Genomic DNA, 19,959 nt, shown 5'->3' on the forward strand with positions numbered 1-19,959 from the left:
GAGCCCTGCCGCTGGATGGTCTGAAGGGGGCGGCCCAGGCCGTCAAAATACTGGATGGTGGTCTGTACCTGGTCCTTGTTGCTGCTGATGGTGTTCAGGGTGGCCTCATCGGTCACCTTGATCAAAGGGGTACGGGTACGGATGTAGTTCTGGTCTGTGCTCTGGGCTTTCAGCAGGGCTGACAGGCTGAGAAGAAGTACCAGGCCGGGGATTGTCTTTCTAGCAAACTTCATACAATAACTTGGATTTGAATTGCAACGTAAAAGCGCAGGATCACTAAACCTCTTCATATTTAGTAAAGACTGATTGTAAATGTTTCTGGAGATGAGAAGTCAACATCGTCAAAGAGGATTGTATTAACCGGAACAACTGCTCCGGGAAACACTCCGTAAATACTGGAAATTTCTGACTGATCAGGTATTACACCAGAATTAAGCTGTAAGCTAAAAGTTGAACTGGGCGAAGAGGGTGGAAAAGAAAAAGTTTGATATTGGCCACTAGGTATGCTCAGGGCACCTACATTTACACCATTTATCCTTAAAAAGCCAGTCATTGACTGAACGGCATTATTCTCAATTACGAAAAATAAATTATTGGGATTGGGATTGGGAATGGTGCATTTCGCGTTTAAGTTTGCGGCCGCCTGCCCCTGTGTTTGTAAAGCTTCAATTGCTTTTTGATCTGCTGCCTCCTGACTTTGCGTTGAGGAATAGGTACCTGCGGCAATACTATATGAAATTTGGCCGCCTACTTTCCCTGCCGGACAGTTATTCCTGGTAAAAGTTCCTGTTTTTAAAACATTGTAATAGATGACCGGTTCCTGGGGCATATAGTTGTAAGAATAGTTCTTTAATATATTACCCCCGTGGTTTTTGATGTTTAGGAGCCGGTTAAGATTATCATATTCAAAAACGCTGCTCATTTTTTTTGCATCGGTAATGCTTCTGATACCTTTTAACGGACTGTAGCTATAAGAAACAATTTGGGAATTAGGCAGGGCCGCCCTTAAGGGATTTACGAAATTGTCAATTGCAGGTTTATCCGGCATTAAAGCTCTAAAGGAAGAAATTGCTCCGGCTCCCAGAATATTTTCTATTTGTGAATAAGTAGCATTCTTTACTTCCGCTACCGGAAACTCGCCCTTATAACTCCAAAGATACGATATGTTTAATACGCTGTCTTTTGTTACGTGTAGCAAATTTCCATCCTCGTCATATCTTTTAAATTCAATGCGTGGTTGGTAAGAATTACTACCTGTTGCGTAATAGATTTTTCCTTTTACAATAGAGAAATTGTCTAGCCGGTATTCAGTCAATATCTTGTCGACAGGTTGATTGTTCTTTGATTTTATTTTCTCAACCACCGGTGACAGCATATTCCTCAATACCATTTGATTGCAAACAGGATTGGACGGAAAATTAAATGGGTATTTAGATACCTCCGTTATAAGAGCTCCGTCACTATCTGTGAATTTTGTTTCTATAGGTGAAAGTACCCTGTAAGAAGGATCGTATGTGAAAGATAAATACTCGTTCACATTTCCATTGTCAAGGAAGTTCTCAGTATGGGTCTGCTTGAGAACATAAAAGCTTTTATCAGCAAGAATTTGCCCGAATTCGAAATTTGAATTAAATTCATATCCCATGATACGAAGAGCATTTAAATAAGAGCTGGCAGGCAAAACCTCTGAGAATATAGGGTAAGGATCAGTAGTAAGATCTCCTTCCGTAACGATCAATCCCGTCACAAATCTTGGAATTTCAATTTTCTGATAATTATTTTCCACCCTTCGTACTAAATGAAAAAGATTATTTCTGAACACGTATTCACTCTTTGTTTCCAATCGAGGCTTAATATTACCTATGTCAACTTGGGATATACTTCCTGCTGCTCTCGGGCTTACCGCGGAAAAAATGAATTCGGTCTTTCCTGAATTTGCGGTTTTTGAACCATTATATTCAATTACTTTTCGATAGAATCCAACTCCTCCATAATCACTTATCGGATATCCGTTCATGGCAGAAGCACCCAACTCGTTCTGATAAATCCTCAAATCATCTTTATTATACAAAGCCTCAGGATCATAAATAGTTGGGACATTAAACACTTGCTTCTTTTTTATAAAGTGATCAGGTGTTATAGATGTTGTAGTAGAACCATTTTCATATTCATAATACCGAGAGCCGACAAGTGTATTTCCCAGGTAATTTGTAATCGTCTTGACGCGTAGTCCACCAAAAAAATTAACGGAATCTACTTTCTCCGATATACCTAAATAAACATTCTTTCCTCTATTCTGCTCAAACTCAAAAACCGTTTTTCCTCCTGTAGGGTAAGTTATCGACTCTATAATCCCAGCTCTCCCATAGTTAATATTTGGCTCTCGTGACGGGGTGTATGATCTCACTGGAAGTACATAAGGGTTGACACTCCCGTTTGTCCATAAAAAAGGAATATGAGAACTATGCACACCGTTGTAATATCCCCAAAAATCATCGCTAAAATTAGCTTCGTCATGGTTAGGGTACTTTGGCAGTGCTGTAGGATTATAAGAAAATTTATACTTTTCTGATCCAATTTCTAAACCAGTCAGGAGCATTCGATAGTTCTTAGCATCCGTTCCAAGGTATTCAGCGTTTTTAAAAAATATATTTTTTTCGTCATTTGCTGCGGCAACCTTTATCTGCACAAGACGTTCTTTCATAGGATCGAGTCGGTCAGACATATATTCAAAAGAAATTATCTGATCCTTCCATTTAATATTTTTTAAAAGCGGCGATTTAAAGTCTGTTCTAATAGGCGATGGGGAAAGAAATCGAGCGTTTATAAAAGTAGTTTCACTGATTAGATACCAAGGTGAAGGATCCATAGGAATGTCAGTGGGAGGAAATTGACGCCACCAGCGTTCATATCTCTCATTCATTCCATACCTCGCGTTTTCAGAATAGGAATATGTAGAATACTCATTTGAATTAATATAAGTAAACTCAATTTTATTGTTTGTACCAGGTAAAAGAATTTCTGTTAAATGATATTCGACCGATCCTCCGGAAGCTGAATTCATTCCCGTTTGGATTCCTTTCTCTAAAAAGATCCATACTACACCATCCGTGTCAGTGATCGAAATTTTTCCGTATTCAAGCTTTTCAATCTTTAATGGCGTATAGGGAAAGGTCTCAATCTGTTTAGTTTGTATATTGTACCGGAAAGTCCCGGACATGCCATTGAAATTAAAAACATACCTGTCGGACGATACATCTCCCAGGTTTGTATAGCGGGCATTTTCAGCATATTGAAGGAACCGAGAATCAGGCCCGGGCTGGCTTCCGAGGGCGTTTACAATTTCCTGAGAAGGAGTGAAGTTTACGGGATATGAATCTCTCTCGCTGACGATATTCTGAATAATTACTCCACCAGCATTTAACACCCAACCTAGTCCTACCGGCGACGCTACATCACTTACTTTGTTGCCTGAAGCATGATAGGAAATATTTATAGGTAACTCAAACTTTCCCGCTTTCAGCGTATAAATAGGGATACTTATTCCCGGGACCCCAGTGCTCAGATCAACAGGTATTTCCCCGTATCTCATATACATCTGGGCCTGAGGAGAAGGTGGCATGACCTGTGGCAAGCTCATAGGAAGAGGCTCCTGACTTCTGCCAAAAAAAGGAAGGATCAATAAGGTTATTATTGATAATAGTAAAGTTTTATTCATTTTGATTGTTATTATTTATTGGTGTTCAGTACTTTCCTCGTTCTTACAAATCACAACTACCAGTCACGAATCAAGGCAACCGGTTTCCAATTGTATGTTAGAAGAATGAGAAATGCCGGCAAATAGGCCAGAGCGATCAGGATTGTCATATGATATAGTGTAGTAGTAGTAATTGTAGCTGCATTATCCCCTGGTCCTAATATACCAACGAGTTTATGATCTACGAAAAAAATTACATAAACAGCGGTATTGTAGTGATGAATAACAGCATTCCCATGATGAAACTTGTTGTGAGATACCACAGAGGCAGTTCCTGTGTCCCTTAATCCAGGGAATGAAAACAAACTGTGTCAATGGTGCCCGGGGGCAGCTTGATTGTGGAAATGCCCAAATAGTTTTGCTCACAATCAAGCTACTATCGCAAATAGGGAGTTTATTAAAAAAAACTTTTTCATTTCCGCCGCATGTGATTTGATTTATGTCATTTATGCTTCTTCGTTCTAAGTTTTGTCCACCATATTTTAATAATACATGAAAAAACTTTGGATCGATAATGCGAGTAAGCACCAAACAAATCATTCTTCGATTTAACAAATAATCTCTCGGGCAAAAGCCGTTTCGTTTCTTCATTCATTATTAAAGATTTGCTTAAAGAAGGAATCATCAATACCTGTCCCGGACCAGACCCCGATACCAAATACTGTATTGCCCCAAACCCGGTTAGGGATAAGTGACAATTCTAATTAGGATCAAACAATTAGCTCTTTCAATATCTTCTACTATTTTTGTATAGGAGGTTATTATGAAAGCATCAATGAACAAAACGATTCAGGACGTTCTTTCGAAGAGCGAAAATGCAAGAAGGCTTACTGCTGCTATCATAAGAGACTACAATAAAGATATCATTACAGTAGACAATGTGCTGCCGGGAAAAGTGCTGACGCTAAAACGGGTTAAGCTTAAAATACGATGAAGCTTCGCCCGGATTTGTTTATAACTCAAAGCTACCCTACTGTAAATTGATCAGCTGAAGTAATCGTCTTCCGGAAAGAGTTATTTTATAGCGTTGATTCGGATTTGTCTTTTTATCCGGATATTCCATTTGTACCCATCCGCTTTCAATTAATGGATCTAAATATTTCTTCCTGTTATATTTCTGATTGCTTAGCTCCATTTGCCTGAACAAGTCTGCTCTGCTCATATAATGCTCTAAATTATTCAGCATTTCTCCTACACGGGCATGGACATATTTTTCAAGTATCTCCCTTGCTTGGTTAGTAGCTTGGTTAGTAGCTTGGTTAGTAAATCCTATCAATGCAGCTAGCGGGTTGAAATATTGCCCGTTATCTTCGCGTACTACTAAATTATTAACCGCAGCGCTGACAGAGGCTGGATGCGCCGGAAGTGTCGCCAGAAAATAAGTACTTTGTTGGTCGGTTTCAAACACCGGTTTTGGGGACCCGTTGTTCTCCATAGCCTTATAGATAGTTGGAAATCCCGTACCACGTTCATAATTCTGGTTGAACAATTTAGGTATAACTACGAATGTGCAAGTTAAGAACAATCAGGAATTTTTATACTATATAGCAGCTGCATTACCGGATGTAGCGGAAAGAAGGATCTGGCAAACGGACAATTAATCAAACTCCGGCTCAATCATAAACACTTGTATCTGTGCCTAAACGCGATCCTTCCTTTGGCTAAAAGATCATCTGTCCATTCACTAAGCTTCATAACCTTAACGCACCAAGAGTAATTATTTGTTTCTCTATACTTTGGACAACGATTTACCTTTTTATCTTGTCACAAATATTGCTAATATTTGTGACAGAAGATTATCGATTTAACAGCCTCACCATATAGTTGTATTCTCCAATATACCCCGGTCTTCGGAGCGCCGGGATATTCAACCTTCTTTTCATCCCTTAGCTTTTGCACCGATCTTCGATTGATCTTAAAGGAACATTCGTTCGCTCTAGAAAAAAGGGCACTCTATTGCCTGGATATTCCGCAATAAAATTTACTCCGCCATTTGCTCCTCCACTTGCTCCGCCGGAAGGTTCTTCTATAAATTCAGGATGAATATAGCCAGCTAAGCGGCGGTTACTACAACGAAGGGTTAGTATAAAAGATCATTCTTCAGAATAATATGTCAGGCTATGCAGTGATTTCTTATTTCTACTGGATTATTTCAGCTGCTTTGTTCTTTATTTCTTCAATTTGTACCGTTTGCTCAATATACTTTTCTCCGGAGCCGGATAGTGGTTGTGTTTCTTCTCCGACTGCAAAACCTAGTTTGTAATGAATATTCTCGTTTGAAACAAGATAGACATTGTCATATTCTTTATCTTCAGGCGGAATATATAGCATTACTTTTTTACCGGCCAGGTTGGGAGCTATCCAAACGTCGCCGGGTTTTGTTGTAGCCCAGGCCTTGATATCGGCCTTATAATTGATACCATTGGGATAATACATATAGTTTACGAAGAAACAAAACATGTCAAATGTAAGATCGTATGGGAATGTTATAACAATGTCTCTGTCGGATATTTTTGTTAGGCTGGCTATTAGTGAATAATCGTCCTTATTGTATATATCACAAAACTGCTTCACCGCCTTTTTAATGTCGGTATAGGGAGCTCCCCTTACAATCACAATTTTATCATTGTCAGATTTAGGTGGCATTGGAGAGCGCTTAGGACGCGATGCATTATAGCTCGTGTTTTTATTGGAAGGAACAAAGGACTTGATAATTAAGGCGACTACGATCAGCCCGAGTAATACTAACAGTATTTTCATAATAATCATAAACTAAAATACGTACTAATGTTGGTTTTTTACCGATGGACAGGCGAACGATGAGAATAACACCTTCTTAAAGATACCAACAACTCTGAAGTCCAGCAGCTCTTCGTCACGAAGGTGTATTGACTGGAACGACGGATCAGTCGACCTGGGCAATAAAATGACCTCTTCATGACGCCAGCCATCCGGTCTTGAAAGCTGCTGGATTCCACCGCCTTTTGTGTATTCCCTGATCTACTATTACAGAGAGCTATGATTACGGATTAAGAAGTTCTCTATCATTAGAACGCCTCTTCCGTTTCCTTTCTGTTTTAAAAGTCCATGCTGTCGTAACTCACTTAGATGTATAATGATTATGCATTCTTAAATACGAATGTATTTGAAGATGGCGTCTTAGGCACCTAAATGGCGCGTTTGTGGCGTGTTTGGCGTGTATATGGCGTCTTTAAATGATTATAATGCTCTACTTTAAAAAGTAATAGGTTCCTTTACCTGTTGATCCGGCTTTGATAATTAGCCTCATTTCTACTAACTCTTGCAAATCTCTTGTAGCAGTGCGCTCAGACGTCTCATTGATCCTTTGATAATCACCGTTAGTAATTCTGCCAAACTGCTTTATATGCACTAATCCTTTAATTTGCCGTGTTGTCAGGCCTTTTTTCTTCAGGTATTCTTCATTATAAATATCCTTGAGAAAAGTAACCATCACCCCTTCCCACAACTCTTCGAATACCGGCTCTGGCAAATCTGCTTTTTTAAAGGCGGTTAAGATCTCTTCGATACCTCGTCCCCACGATTCAATATAACCGGCACGGAAAAATGCTTCTGCAATATGCTTGTTTCTTGGACGGGATGGATGCTTCTGTGTCAATCTTTCAAGGGGAATATCAACAGGCAGTTGGCCAGGGTTCCATAACATCAGTTTGTCATCGTATACGCTGAGCTGAATAGTGGTGCTGGTATAGTCCTTATGTACAATCGCATTCAATATAGCCTCTCTTAATGCTGGCTCAGGATATTCCAGTTTTTCAATTCGTTGTATACCCTCGTAGGAGACCGGGGAAACTAAATATCTTTCTTTTAACAAGCGGACCACTTTATCCGCCATCTCAAAAATGTTCCCTTCTACGATATCCTGAAATCTAAGATCGGCATCGGAATTACCAAATTTGCCGATCTTGAAGTAGCTGTGTATAAAGTACCGCTGCGGCCTTTTCCCAAACAGCAGAATGGCTGCCGCCCGCAGTTTACCGTCGTCGGTTATCAAATCTAAATTTTGTAGGAAGGCAGGCAGATCATCCTTATCCGCACTTTGATAAATACGTCCGCTTTTAACACACGCCTTTAAGAATGAGGCTACTGCACTTTCATCTATTTCGCCTATGGTTGCTCCTTCAACTATTGTGTCGTCCCATGTGCGACCGATTTTCTTTAACAGGAAATCATGCAAACCAGTCCCTTTCAACTCCTGTTTGGTGCTGCCACTCCGGTAATGATACACACCATGATATGAAATAGGAACAGTACTTGCCGGGACATTAATTTCAATGTAATGCTTCCCTTCTTTCTCATGTAAATTTACATCAACGACGAGCCCCAGATAGTTAACAATCTTATTGGGCAGATCATCCATCAACTTTTTATACTCATCGATTCCTGTAACGCCGCCGCGATCATCGATGCCGATATATATCCGGCCTCCCTGTGCATTAGCGAATCCACATATCCATTTCAGGTATTCATCTCTCCATGATTGTTTATACTCTATATTCTGGTGTTCGGACATTATTAAACGTCTGGTGGTTGACAAAAGTACTCAATTTATCAGCAAAGATTTATCGTCAGTAGGTAGAATTGGCTCTTTAGCTTATCTGTTTCAGTTATAGGACTTTCTTTAGGAGTGGCAGCGCTGCTATGCTGGAGACAAAAAGGGAGAGTCTAATGTCAAACTCTCCCATATTCTTTCAGGATGTATTAGCGGCTAAGCTAATTCAAGTTCTAAAATCTCCTTAGCAACATCCTTAACTCCTTTAATTATCCGCTCTGTCTGCTTTTCCGAAGCTTGTTTAGAACCATTGATATATTGAGCCAATAGACTCTGATTCATCCCTATTCTCTTTGCTACACCTTGCGCCTTAATCAAGTCACTATAGTATTCGAAAAACTGATTTAAATCAACTTGAATTGAAATATTGCTCTCCGAAATGGGCTTTCGATTTAGATGTTCATTTAACAAGTTGAACGCCTCGACAATATTCGCTTTTAATTCAGTCATGGTATTTCCTGTCGTTCCAACATTAATACTATCATCCTTTGCATACGCAGAAAACCCCGTCCCTGTCTTTTCTACAATAAACATGTACTTCTTCATTACTCTCCTTTCTTAAGAATAATACTTACAAAAGTAATGTTTTTATTACCTGTTTCTACTTAGTAAATACGACCCGCTTCGCGGCTTAAGTAAAATGTCCATCTTCCCCATGCAAACTACATAAGGGCTCCCTGACCGGCTCCTGGCATTCCGCTGTCTGGCTTCTAATCAGCAAGGCTACTGCAATGCTTTCCCGACGCCGCGGCGCCGCCAAATTTCCAAATCGAAAGCGTCGCAAGGTGACTGCTTGCAGTGTACCCCCTCTTCCGCCCGGTTTAACCACAAAAGCCGCATTTTTCCACCTTTTTGCCGAAGCTGTCCCGACTAGGGGTCGGCCGAGTGTCGAACAAGCTCACCAGCAGTCCGCACGCGTTCTGCACGAGGGCCCCACCACCACATAATCTACAAATGTCATTAGGTTCTTTACACCCAAGTGGAGAAAGGAGAATACCTGACAAAAGTCAGGCATCACTCTTTAAGAACATTCAGGTAAACTTAATAAATTGTCAGGAGTATCGCTATCAGCCTCAGTTTTCAAGTATTTGACACCATTTCTTGAAGCAATAACGACATTTCTAACATGATCATTAACCTTTGTATAAAACGAATACTTTGATTGCTCAATGCACTTGATCGCCTCTGAGACAGATAACCTCCATCTTGAGCCTCCATGCACACCGCCAATATTTTGTATTCTTTCATAAGGACTATAACGATCATCCTTATTAATACACGATATTTGCACTCTTTCAGCCATAATAATCAGAATTTTCTATTTTTCGCATTGTGCGAATCCACAGGCTCTTTAAAAAGGCATTGCCCTCTCTGATTTTAAACAGGCAATATCCTTCCATTAGTTTTCCCCCCTTAACTAAATGTTAATAACTTCTGTCATACGACGTTATAATGATTACATCAGCCGTTAGCTTTTCTTTACCCCTTTTCTAATGAGATTGCCTGTAACTTATAGCTAACAATCTCCCATAATATCCCTTGCTTATGCATTATTCAAAGGTATAGGGAGTTGAAGGTACATTTTTACGGGTTGCCGTAGCTGGAGAAGTAGAGGAACCATACCAGTATATTTCCGCCTTAAAAAGGTTATGCCGCGTTAGTATAAAACCAAAGAATCAGCAAGTTTTGGATTTCGGGCGAGACGCTAAGTGGAAGGCATGAACGAGCCTTTAAGCTCAAGCTTACATCTTGAACAAAAAGCGTTTCGTAACAGAATTTGACCTCGGTCAAAAGCTATTGTTTCTAATAAATAAGTAAGGTCTACTACTTCAATTAGTAGCTCTCTAATTCCGGTTATTGTTCATAATGAATTGAGTTAGGGGACGTAACCTTATTTGGTTATATAAAGGGTGCTCTGCACTGTCTGTATAAAATTCATATTGCCCCCTGATCTTTACGCAAAAAACTTTTCCAATGGAATTTGCTGTCAGGGTATCGTCTTTCGTAATCTTTTTAAAGTATCTGAGTACAGCAGTGTCGAGTGGTTTGGCAGAAATGTTGGGATCTTCAGACTTATAACTACAGACCACCCGCTTATATTTCTCGCCGGTCCAGATCATGCATCCGCCATTTTCATTCTTAATATACTTGCGATAGGCTATAACACCATAGGTAATTAAAGAGCCGGCCAGCAGGACCGCACTGACATAACCCAGAATTTTTTTTATCCTGAAACCGCCTGAAGGCGAATCACCTCCTGGTTTGCCGCCTGAAGGATCTCCGTCACCAGGATTTCCGCTATCAGGCGGCGGTGGCAATGGCGGCGTCTCAGGAAGTTCTGATTGAGGTTCAGAAACGGATTCCGATTGGCGCTCGTGACCTGGAGATCGTGTGCCAGGTGCTTCTAAATCGCACCGAAATGGCCGGGGTTCAAAATTGATCATCCAGGCCAGCATACTAATATTCGGGAAAGACGTCTCCTTCGACCGGTCTTTAAGGAAGTTATGCAACGTCCGGAACTTTTCGGCTTTGGTGTTCTGAATAGCGATCCGGTAGGCGAAGGCGTTTTCTTTTCCACCAAAAAAAGCCCTCAGCATCGGCTCATCCTTTTTGTCGTACCGCTCTGTGCACACTTTGATGCAGTGGTCCCGCAAGCTTTTACGAGTCGGCGCGATCAGTTCTGGCGGTAAAGAGCCTTCTGCCAGCTTTTGTTCAAAGGCATCTACTACGAGCTTTCTATACTCTTTTTCGTACATCCCGGAAAAATTTAAGGTTAAATCTAAGTGTTTTTTCGGACTCTGCCGGAAGAACCGGAATTCCCGCCGGAAATAGTGGAATTACCGGAATCGTCTGCTGTGAAGCCGTTTTTACCGCCATACATTTGCTTCAGAAATCGATTCGAACGGTTTCTGAAGAGCAAAGATCGCGGCGGTTTTTCACCGGCCTGGGAAGCGGTTAACAACTCCCGCAATCCACGCTCACACTTCCCAAAAATGTAAGAGGCGCCTCTTATGCGGTTGGCAGCAATTCCCCGGGGATAGTCCCCGGGAACCCGCTGCCGGATTCATTAACTCTTAAATTTTTTGAAACATGTATGAGCTTTTTTTAGCGCTCTTCCTGGCATTCTCATGCCCTGCGCAAATGAACAATTCTGGCAAATGTCATAAGAAAGAAACTGTAGCAACTACAAATAGCAACCGGGATAAAGACTCGGGCGGTGATACAGAACATATACCCCCTCATTTTACAGGCAATCGTTAAGCTGACGGTGTTATGAAAAACAGGACGGAAAAATCTCCGTCCTGTTTTTTTTTACTATTTTGCCTAAAAAACCGTGTATTACCGCCTGTCACTCTTTCTATTGCTAACCACCGGCTTTTTAGCATGCCGCCGGGAGGATACACCTTCTCCTCCTGTCATTATTTCTCCTGATCTTCAAAAAGCGGAGTCTTTTTTGGACAAGCAAAATGATTCTGCATTTTACTATCTAAACAAAGTAGTCACGGCTTCGAAGGACAGTCTTCAGACAGCGATAGCTTATAACGAGATGGCAGTCGTTCAATCTGATGCAGGTGATTATTTCGGTGCCCAGGAAAGCCTGTCTATGTCGCTTCGCTTCTTAGATCACCGGAATGAAAAGCATCATAAATGCCTGGCTTCTGATTATAATGAACTGGGGGTTGCGAGCATAAAATTACAGCACTATGATGTTGCACCAGGCTACTTTGATCAGGCGCTCAGGTTTTCCAATGATCATAAATTCCGGCTGTCTATCTATAATAACAAGGCTTTTGCGTATCAGAAGATGGGCAACTACCCGGAAGCTATAAAAATATATTCGAAGATCTTGCCTCAGACGGCGCGAAAAAAAACGTATGCCCGGATATTAACGAATATGGCGACTAGCAGATGGCGGTATCATCCGGATTACAATCCGGTAGCAGAGCTATTGAGAGCCTTGAAAATTCGTGAAGATGAAAAGGACCTGTGGGGCCTGAACTCCAGCTTTACACACCTTGCGGATTATTATTCGAAATCCCGTCCCGATTCAGCGTTGTTTTATGCAAATGCCATGCACCGGGTTGCCAGGCAAATTAATAGTCCGGATGATGAACTGGAGGCACTGGGGTTCCTGGTCCGGCTGAGCGCACCGAAGGCAGCTAAAGCTTATTTCGGGAGATATCAGCAATTGAATGATAGCCTGGTAAGTGCTCGGAGAGCTGCAGGAAATCAGTTCGCCCTGATCCGCTATGATGTGGAGAGAAATAAAACAGAGAACCTGCGGCTGCAAAAGGATAACGCAGAGAAAAAATATCAGTTAGTCATCCGGAATGGGTTGCTGGCGACAGGTGTTGCCGTGGTGATCATCTTAATAATTGCTGGCTACTTGCAATACCGCAAATGGAAAAGGCGCAAAGAACATGAAAAGCAGGAGGCCATCCTGGAAACCCGGCGCAAGGCGTCTAAAGACGTGCATGATTCTCTTTCTAATGACATCTATCTGCTTATGAAAAGGATCAAACATGATCCGGAATTAGACAGGGGCTGGATGTTGAATCAAACAGAGCTTGTTTACAGGAGATCAAGGAACATCTCATACGAAATATTGACCGATACGGATGAGTCTTTTCCGGAAAGAATTGGCGAGTTAATAAAATCCTTTAGCACAGAGAGCACAAAAGTAATGCTGGTGGGGAACGACCCGGATTTGTGGCAAAAGGTCAGTAGCGAAGCAAAACTCGAACTGAAACTCATCCTGCAGGAACTGATGGTCAATATGCAAAAGCATAGCCGGGCCGCAAACGTGGTTGTTAAATTTGAGGATAAAGGAGATACATGCCAGATTACCTATATGGACGATGGGATTGGCATTCAGCCGGGGATTGTCCATCAGAATGGATTAACAAATACGGGAACCCGTATAAAAACCATCCGTGGCCGGATTATTTTTGGCAGCAACGAAGGAAAAGGCCTTAGGATCGACATCTCCTTTCCCTTCGCATAAACAGATTATTATGTTTGAACGTGTTTTAATCGCCGAAGACCACCATAGTGTCAATAGCTGGGTTAAGCAAACTTTAAAAGACCTGGGCACCGCAGAGATCCGGCAAGCTCATTATTGCGACGATGCTTTCAGGCTGCTGCAGATCGCTATTCGTGAGGGCACTCCTTTTGATCTGCTGATCACCGATCTCTCTTTCCGGGAAGACCGCCCGGATCAAAAGCTGCACAACGGTGCCGAACTGATCGGCGCAGTCAGAAGCCTTCTGCCAGAGTTAAAAATACTGGTGTTTTCGGCGGAAGATCAGCCTGCTGTTGCCAGAAGCCTTTATGACCGGTTCGGGATCAACGGGTATGTGCCTAAAGGCCCGCGTGATGAGGAGGAAATGAGGCAGGCGCTTACCCAGATCGCTAAACACAAGACTTATATCCCGCGGGAGTTTCAACAGGCAGTCAGGGCAAAGAATGCGCATGATTTTACAAAATATGATGTTATCATTATTTCTGAACTGGCGCAGGGTACTTACCAGAAGAATATTCCTTTTGTACTGGAGAAACAAGGCTTCAAAGCGTCCAGCTTAAGCAGCGTGGAGAAGCGGCTGTGCCAGATCCGGGATGCTTTGGGTTTCACCAAGAATGAACAGCTGATTGCTTACTGTAAAGATCACCTGATCATCTGACTACTTTTCTTCAGGTTTCCGGTTTTCCGGAAAATTGCAGTTTTTTCTCCGCCTAACTTTGACATAGTTAAATTTTAATTAAGTCATATGAAGTATTATGCGAACAAGAACGCTCAGTCTAATGGAGACCATGAGGTTCACAATGAGAACTGCCGTAAGCTGCCACTGGAGTCTAACCGGAAGTAAAAACTCTAAGCAATTCAGCAGTAAGAGATTGCATTTTATGTTACTATTATTATTTTTAATCAATTTTCTAAACTACACCATTTCACAATTTTAAAATGAAGACGCTCTTACTGCTGTTTTTGCTAACCTGCAATAACTTGTGTATTACTACTATATCTACGGATACTGTTTATATCTGTGATAGTTCAGGCGCTAAAAAGTATCACTTACGGCAAAACTGTAAAGGACTCCAAAACTGCCAGCAAAAGATCATTAAGATTACGCTGGACCAGGCAACCCGAAGGGGCCGCACGCTTTGCGGCTACGAAAAATAGCATTTAACTTATGTACCGGCGATGCCGGAGAGCGCTTCCTGATCGAAGTGCAGCTAAGCAAGCAGAAACATTTCAGAGAAAGGGCATTGTTTTATACCTCCAAACTGATTGTAGCGCAAGCGCCCAAAGGTTTTCAGAGGCAGAACCGGGATATCTATCGTAGCTGATATCACTTCTGCAGGTCAGTTCATATGTAATTTTTTAAATTCAAGTGGTTTCATGCCGGTTTGCTTTTTAAACAGCCGGGTGAAGTAAGAACTATTTTCAAACCCAAGCTGGTAAGCAATCTCCGCGATGCCCTGCTGCCCTTCGCGCAAAAGGTTCTTGGCCTCGCTTATCAACGAGATATGAATCAGGTCCATCGCTGTTTTGCCGGTTTCCTGTTTCAGCAAATCGCTCAGGTATCGCGGGGAAACGAACAGACTGTCTGCCAGTTGACTAACGGATGGCAGTCCATGGCTTTGCAGCAATCCTTTCTGGTAATAATCATGAAGGGCTTCATTGAACCGGGTAGCAATTTTTCCGGACATCTCTGTGCGGTTAATAAACTGTCGCTTGTAATAACGCTGCGCATACATCAGCACGGATGCTACATGACCGAGTATGATGTCACGACTGTACTCATCCGGATTATTTTCATATTCCGACTTGATCTTGTCGTGTAATTCCCACATCACTGATTCTTCTTTAGGCGACAGATGCAGTGCTTCATTGACCTCGTAATCAAAGTACCCGTATTTTTGCATGGCCTGGTGCAGTCCATGACCGTTCAGGAAATCTTCATGTATCAGCAGCATAAAACCCTTTTCTTCAAGCTCCAGGTTCTTCATCTCGATGATCTGCCGGGGTTTGACAAACATCATTGATCCGTTGGAATGATCATACTCTGTACGGCCATAAAGTATTACGCCTGATTTTACTTTTTTAAGGCCGATCATATAGCAGTCAGAGGTAAACTCCCGGTCGCCGAGCGGGCAGTCGCTCTGACAGCCTAATACGCTGAAAAGCGGGTGTTCAGGCGGCGCCCAGCCATTACCTTTATGCAGGTCTGCAAGTGTGCTGTAGTGTTTCATGTTGTCATTTGATGGAAGGCGTTATTATTACAAATAAACCGAATATTGCTTTGCACTGCAATATCCGGTTTATTTTTGATGTTAATGGCCATGTGCAGCGATGCTCACCTCTTTCCATTCTTTAATCTCAGCTAACCTTTTGGTATACTCATTTTCAATCCCCTGGTAGGCGATTTTACCTAGCAACAGTCTTAACGGTGGATTTGCACTGTCAGTAATTTTTAGGATAGCTGGCACTGTAGCCTCCGGCTTACCCCATGTATCCGGGTTGTCACCACTTTCGGCAAATGCAGCACGTACAGGTGCGTAATCTGAAATGTCTGCCGTAGTTTGAATAGCAGAATTACCAGCCCACTCCGTAGCAAAGCCGTTTGGCTCGATCAGCGTAAATTTGATACCCAGGTGCGCCACTTCACTGGCAATCGTTTCACTCAAACCTTCCACGGCAAATTTAGAAGCGTTATACAAGCCGAGCATCGGCAATGTGGTTAGTCCTAAAAAGCTTGATACCTGTATAATATGCCCGCTTTTTTGTTTGCGCATTACTGGCAGTACAGCTTGCGTTACCCATAATAAGCCGAAAAAGTTAGTTTCCATTTGTGCCCTGGCCTGTTCTTCACTGGTTTCTTCAACGGTGCCGAAGAGCCCATAACCGGCATTATTAATTAAAATGTCAATGCGGCCGAAATGCTCAGCTACTTCGTTAACCGCTTTTACAACGGCTTCGCGGTTGGTAACGTCTAATTGTACAGGTAAGATATTGTCGCCATACTTAGCAACCAGGTCGTCAAGCGCCGACAGGTTACGTGCAGTGGCGGCTACTTTATCGCCACGTTTTAAGAAGGCTTCAGCCCAAAGTTTACCAAATCCTCTTGATGCGCCTGTGATGAAAATTGTCTTGCTCATAATTGAAATACTTTTGTTTTGATAGGTCAAAGTTGGGGCTATTTCTGATGGATAAATAACCCGTTTGTCTGGAAGAATAGCACAGAATTACGTAGTGGCTTAATTATCCGCCTGAATCTTTGTGCCATAGATATCTGTTCCTTTGAATCAGGAAGTTCTATTTCGGCCCCAAAATTGATACCTATAGAATTCAAAATCTTGCCTAATAAGGTCAAGCGCGATACCTCTTTGCTATACTTCTTCCATCCCCAAAAAAATGTCTTGCAAATCCCCATTAATCTTACGTCCGGCATGTTCTGCTATAAGTGCAAAAGTCTCCCTGTCTTCATTTAGATAAGTAACACCATCTAATATTCCTAAAATATGCGAAACGGTATTTACTTGAATTACACGTAAAAACTGTAAAAAGGCTACATCTTGCTCCCTATTCATACTCCTGTAAAGTGGCAATATCTCTTTCCATAGCGGGTCTCTAACTTCCTCAGAAGTTCTAAGTAAACCTTCATAAACTAAAAAGTCATTTTCCACTACTCTCTTTTTTTATGCCGTAACAAAATCTATTGCTTCCATGTATGTTATTTTATAAATGCACCGGGGTACATTGCTTTATTCGTTTGAATTAATTCTTGCAAAGAACTATTCGGTATTCCTTGTGAACTATAAACACGCCTTAACTCAAAAATATCCCGTGCTAAAAGTTCTCTAGTATTAGCAGTCGCAGAGGTATTTCTTGAAACAATACCATTAACTCCTCTAATTGTATGTCCAACTTCAGGAACCAATACTGAGGGCGCCAATGTATAGTTGTTACCTGCAGTCAATCCTTGTCCACGCTGATTTAGTTCGTAATCCGTTCTTTAATACTGAGTGTTAATTTATCAGCATAGTCATCAGAAAAAATAGAATCCAGACCAGCTAGGTATAAGTATTTATCGTTCTTGAAACGAAGAGTATAGACATTCAAAAAGAATCTATCAATCCGGACAAATTCATTTGAGGGAATTTCCTTTTTTCTTAGAAACTTCTCAATAATAAAGCCCTCTTTATCCCACTTTACATCACTAAACAGATTCCAGATCCAGTTCACAATGAAGAGCCCCCCAGCGAAAATAGCCCAAAACCCCAAAGATGCTCCAATTAAGTAATTGGCTAAGAGCATAAGCAAAGTACCTAAAAAACATACGATCTGCATATACCTAAATCCGCTTAGTCCTAATTTTTCAAAATTATTCTTCATCATTTCTGTATATTTTATTAGGACATCTTAATTTTCTACCTTGGCCATAGCTTCAGAATAAATAGCGTTATTGATTCGGCAATATATTCACCTTGTGTCAATGACACGGTTCGGATTACCCTTCCAATTGATCAACAACTTGATGCTTCATTATCTTTTTATCCTCTTTAAGGATTGGCCAAAGAAGTAAAATGTGTTTCCATTCTTGAAGCCAATCTTAAATAGCCCTATAAAATCAAGGCTCTTTACCTCTCTAAGTTCGCCGATATCGTATCTTCTCTTCGCCTGAATATGCTTTCGATTGCAAAGCAATTTGAATCAACCGTGATAAAAGATAACAAGAGCCATTGTAATGTATGCATAACAAAAATCATCAATACAGAAATTAGTATGATGACAGGACCGTCAGACATTGCGTAACCGACGCACCCCAGAACCACATTTCCCATCCAATACATCAACAATCCCAGTCTCTTATTAAAACTCGATATAAGCTTCATTTTTCCTTTTTATATTGAAATTCTAATCCTAAGCTAAATATTTCGAGGCAATCTTGTGTAAGAATGTCGATCGAGAATTCAAAAGTTGATCCGGCCAGTAGGTTAACAGCCGGATCAGTGTCATAAGACTTATCGTCCGAAGTAGCTGTTCGGAAATTCCGAACAATTGCGCCGTTACCTGCTTCTCCCTCCTCGAAAATATTTAGTCCGCTTACAGTTGCTTTTGACTTTGAAATAGTTCGTAAAGTTGTGCTTGCGACAGCCAGACGGTTTCATCCTTTAATCGAGCTTACAAAAACAACGCACCTCACCTGCGGTTAAACAAATTCTAAAAACGTTAACCTGTCTCTAACTAACCTTACGGCATCATCTGGTTTCATGTCTTTCTCTTTAAAACCGTAAATATCATTTCCGCATTTTTGACAATAAGCTCCGTCAGCAACAACGTTAGTCTGCCCACAACTACATTCCCAAACCTCCTTCTCTCCGCTCAGAAAACCTTTCTTTCTGACAATTGGGCTCAACGGTGTAAAGGACTTCGGAATAATCTGTTCAATGATCTTTAGTTTTTCAATATCGCTGTGTTCATAGTATGGCTTGTCTAAAAATATTAAACTGAGACCGATTCTTTTTACTGCGTCCTGTGTCGATTCCAACAACTTAATTATTTCGCTATAATCTATTAATAAGTAGTTTGTTAAGATTCGCTGGACTGCCACGCGTACATGATTAGAAGTCTCAGCATTGAGTAGTGCGCCATAAAGGACAGGAAAAGACAGGGACGGGTCTATTGATGAAAAGTATATGCCAAGTTTCTCTCTTATCGTTTTTACCAGGTCGTTCTCACCACCAGCTCCCGCCTCCGACCTCATCTTTAAGATTCGAAGAGCTGTATTACAAAATTCCGGAAAAGGGTTTTCCGCAATAAAAGCGGCCTCGTTTGCTCCAACTCGCTTGCTTTCGGAAACAGAGTCGATAATGCGCTTTGCAATTACCTTCTGGCTGATGTATGCACCATCAATCATCTTTTCGTTCTGACTTTCACGTTGAGGAACTTCTGGTTTTATCCTGGTTGCATTTACAGGTGTCCCATACGCAGTAATCATAAACATCTGACTATTTTTACCACTTATTTCGTCGACGTCTATTTTCAACCCGACTATTGCATTTGCAGAAGAAGCCTTTGCTTTACCTTCAATGATTGATATAGCCTGGGTATAAAGCTGCTGTAACTTCTTTTCGTATGAGTTAGACCTTCCCCCGAAGAAATCAGTAAAAGAAGCGGACAGGTCGCTAAGAAAATTCGTTCCGACAACAACGTTGGCCGTTACCGGCGGGAAATATTCCTTGATCTCCCAACCTTCGAGAGAATCAGTGGTAGTGGTTATAATTTTTTTCATTCTTTTAGATTGTTTATTGAGGTAAATCCGAATTCCGGTTTATTGGAAGTTCAAATATAACACCTTCATTATAAAGCTTGTTGCGCTGTTACCGTTTGCGTAGGCCCTTGTGTTCCCGTTAGTTTTTCCGCTTGGCTCTGAAGGCCCAGCTTTCCTGTCTTCTTGCAAACGGCAGCACTGAATACTGAAAATCCATATTGGCGATTACTTGAATGGAGTGTTTGTTTCTTTCTGCTCCGTAAAGTTCGTGTAAGGTATAAAGCCTTTATTTGATATAAAATGACCGCTGTCATTTTATGTATTCTTTGAGCGTT

Annotated in this window: 16 protein-coding genes and 1 pseudogene; 4 read left to right on the forward strand and 13 right to left on the reverse strand. The window is 41.4% G+C overall.

From position 1 onward, the window contains the following. Together DDR33_RS15745 and DDR33_RS15750 are read right to left on the reverse strand one after the other, a co-directional pair. Nucleotides 1-233, reverse strand: a 233-nt coding sequence (locus tag DDR33_RS15745) for a DUF6443 domain-containing protein (RefSeq protein ID WP_146198784.1), incomplete at its 3' end; no start/stop codon positions are given. 59 nt (nucleotides 234-292) lie between these two features. Then, complete coding sequence (locus DDR33_RS15750) at nucleotides 293-3,718, reverse strand: DUF5977 domain-containing protein (RefSeq protein WP_146198785.1); 3,426 nt, start codon at nucleotides 3,716-3,718, stop codon at nucleotides 293-295. An 814-nt stretch (nucleotides 3,719-4,532) separates the two neighbouring features. Here DDR33_RS15750 and DDR33_RS25910 point away from each other — a divergent pair. After that, nucleotides 4,533-4,691, forward strand: a complete 159-nt coding sequence (locus DDR33_RS25910) for a hypothetical protein (RefSeq protein WP_158280768.1) — start codon at nucleotides 4,533-4,535, stop codon at nucleotides 4,689-4,691. 36 nt (nucleotides 4,692-4,727) lie between these two features. Here DDR33_RS25910 and DDR33_RS15755 read toward each other — a convergent pair whose 3' ends face one another. From DDR33_RS15755 to DDR33_RS15780, 6 genes are all read right to left on the reverse strand, one after another. Next, complete coding sequence (locus tag DDR33_RS15755) at nucleotides 4,728-5,165, reverse strand: Fic family protein (RefSeq protein WP_162302650.1); 438 nt, start codon at nucleotides 5,163-5,165, stop codon at nucleotides 4,728-4,730. A gap of 731 nt (nucleotides 5,166-5,896) precedes the next feature. Further along, nucleotides 5,897-6,517, reverse strand: a complete 621-nt coding sequence (locus tag DDR33_RS15760) for a hypothetical protein (protein WP_146198786.1) — start codon at nucleotides 6,515-6,517, stop codon at nucleotides 5,897-5,899. A gap of 469 nt (nucleotides 6,518-6,986) precedes the next feature. Then, nucleotides 6,987-8,309 carry an ATP-binding protein gene (locus tag DDR33_RS15765; RefSeq protein WP_109416775.1) on the reverse strand — a complete coding sequence of 441 codons (1,323 nt, stop codon included), beginning with the start codon at nucleotides 8,307-8,309 and terminating at the stop codon, nucleotides 6,987-6,989. Between the two features lie 195 nt (nucleotides 8,310-8,504). Continuing rightward, nucleotides 8,505-8,894, reverse strand: coding sequence for an XRE family transcriptional regulator (locus DDR33_RS15770; protein WP_109416776.1), 390 nt, complete (start codon nucleotides 8,892-8,894; stop codon nucleotides 8,505-8,507). Between the two features lie 475 nt (nucleotides 8,895-9,369). Next, nucleotides 9,370-9,651: a DUF3892 domain-containing protein gene (locus DDR33_RS15775; RefSeq protein ID WP_109416777.1), complete on the reverse strand. Its 282-nt coding sequence runs from the start codon at nucleotides 9,649-9,651 to the stop codon at nucleotides 9,370-9,372. A 541-nt stretch (nucleotides 9,652-10,192) separates the two neighbouring features. Further along, the gene (locus tag DDR33_RS15780; RefSeq protein WP_109416778.1) at nucleotides 10,193-11,104 is read right to left on the reverse strand and encodes a hypothetical protein; all 912 of its coding nucleotides are present in this window, start codon (nucleotides 11,102-11,104) and stop codon (nucleotides 10,193-10,195) included. Nucleotides 11,105-11,802: 698 nt separating this feature from the next. Between DDR33_RS15780 and DDR33_RS15785 the strand changes: the two genes are divergently transcribed. The 3 genes and pseudogenes from DDR33_RS15785 to DDR33_RS26885 form a co-directional block, all read left to right on the forward strand. Next, entirely contained in the window at nucleotides 11,803-13,353 is a 1,551-nt protein-coding gene (locus DDR33_RS15785) for a tetratricopeptide repeat-containing sensor histidine kinase (protein ID WP_238387825.1), read from the forward strand. Between the two features lie 10 nt (nucleotides 13,354-13,363). After that, nucleotides 13,364-14,029, forward strand: coding sequence for a response regulator (locus tag DDR33_RS15790; protein WP_109416779.1), 666 nt, complete (start codon nucleotides 13,364-13,366; stop codon nucleotides 14,027-14,029). A gap of 508 nt (nucleotides 14,030-14,537) precedes the next feature. Further along, a pseudogene (locus DDR33_RS26885) lies at nucleotides 14,538-14,660 on the forward strand (PD-(D/E)XK nuclease family transposase); the annotation flags it as partial. 51 nt (nucleotides 14,661-14,711) lie between these two features. Here the strand turns inward: DDR33_RS26885 and DDR33_RS15805 are convergent. The 5 genes from DDR33_RS15805 to DDR33_RS15835 form a co-directional block, all read right to left on the reverse strand. Further along, complete coding sequence (locus DDR33_RS15805) at nucleotides 14,712-15,602, reverse strand: helix-turn-helix domain-containing protein (protein WP_109416782.1); 891 nt, start codon at nucleotides 15,600-15,602, stop codon at nucleotides 14,712-14,714. Between the two features lie 81 nt (nucleotides 15,603-15,683). Then, on the reverse strand, nucleotides 15,684-16,508 hold the full coding sequence (locus DDR33_RS15810) for an oxidoreductase (RefSeq protein ID WP_109416783.1): 825 nt from the start codon (nucleotides 16,506-16,508) through the stop codon (nucleotides 15,684-15,686). 231 nt (nucleotides 16,509-16,739) lie between these two features. Next, complete coding sequence (locus DDR33_RS15815) at nucleotides 16,740-17,036, reverse strand: hypothetical protein (RefSeq protein WP_109416784.1); 297 nt, start codon at nucleotides 17,034-17,036, stop codon at nucleotides 16,740-16,742. A gap of 310 nt (nucleotides 17,037-17,346) precedes the next feature. After that, nucleotides 17,347-17,748 (reverse strand): hypothetical protein, encoded by a 402-nt coding sequence (locus DDR33_RS15820; RefSeq protein WP_109416785.1) that lies wholly within the window; start codon nucleotides 17,746-17,748, stop codon nucleotides 17,347-17,349. An 814-nt stretch (nucleotides 17,749-18,562) separates the two neighbouring features. Further along, a complete protein-coding gene (locus tag DDR33_RS15835; protein ID WP_109416787.1) occupies nucleotides 18,563-19,645 on the reverse strand; it encodes a YbjQ family protein in 1,083 nt (360 codons plus the stop codon). Nucleotides 19,646-19,959 lie beyond the last annotated feature (314 nt).

The organism is Pararcticibacter amylolyticus (assembly GCF_003130405.1).
Classification (GTDB): domain Bacteria; phylum Bacteroidota; class Bacteroidia; order Sphingobacteriales; family Sphingobacteriaceae; genus Arcticibacter; species Arcticibacter amylolyticus.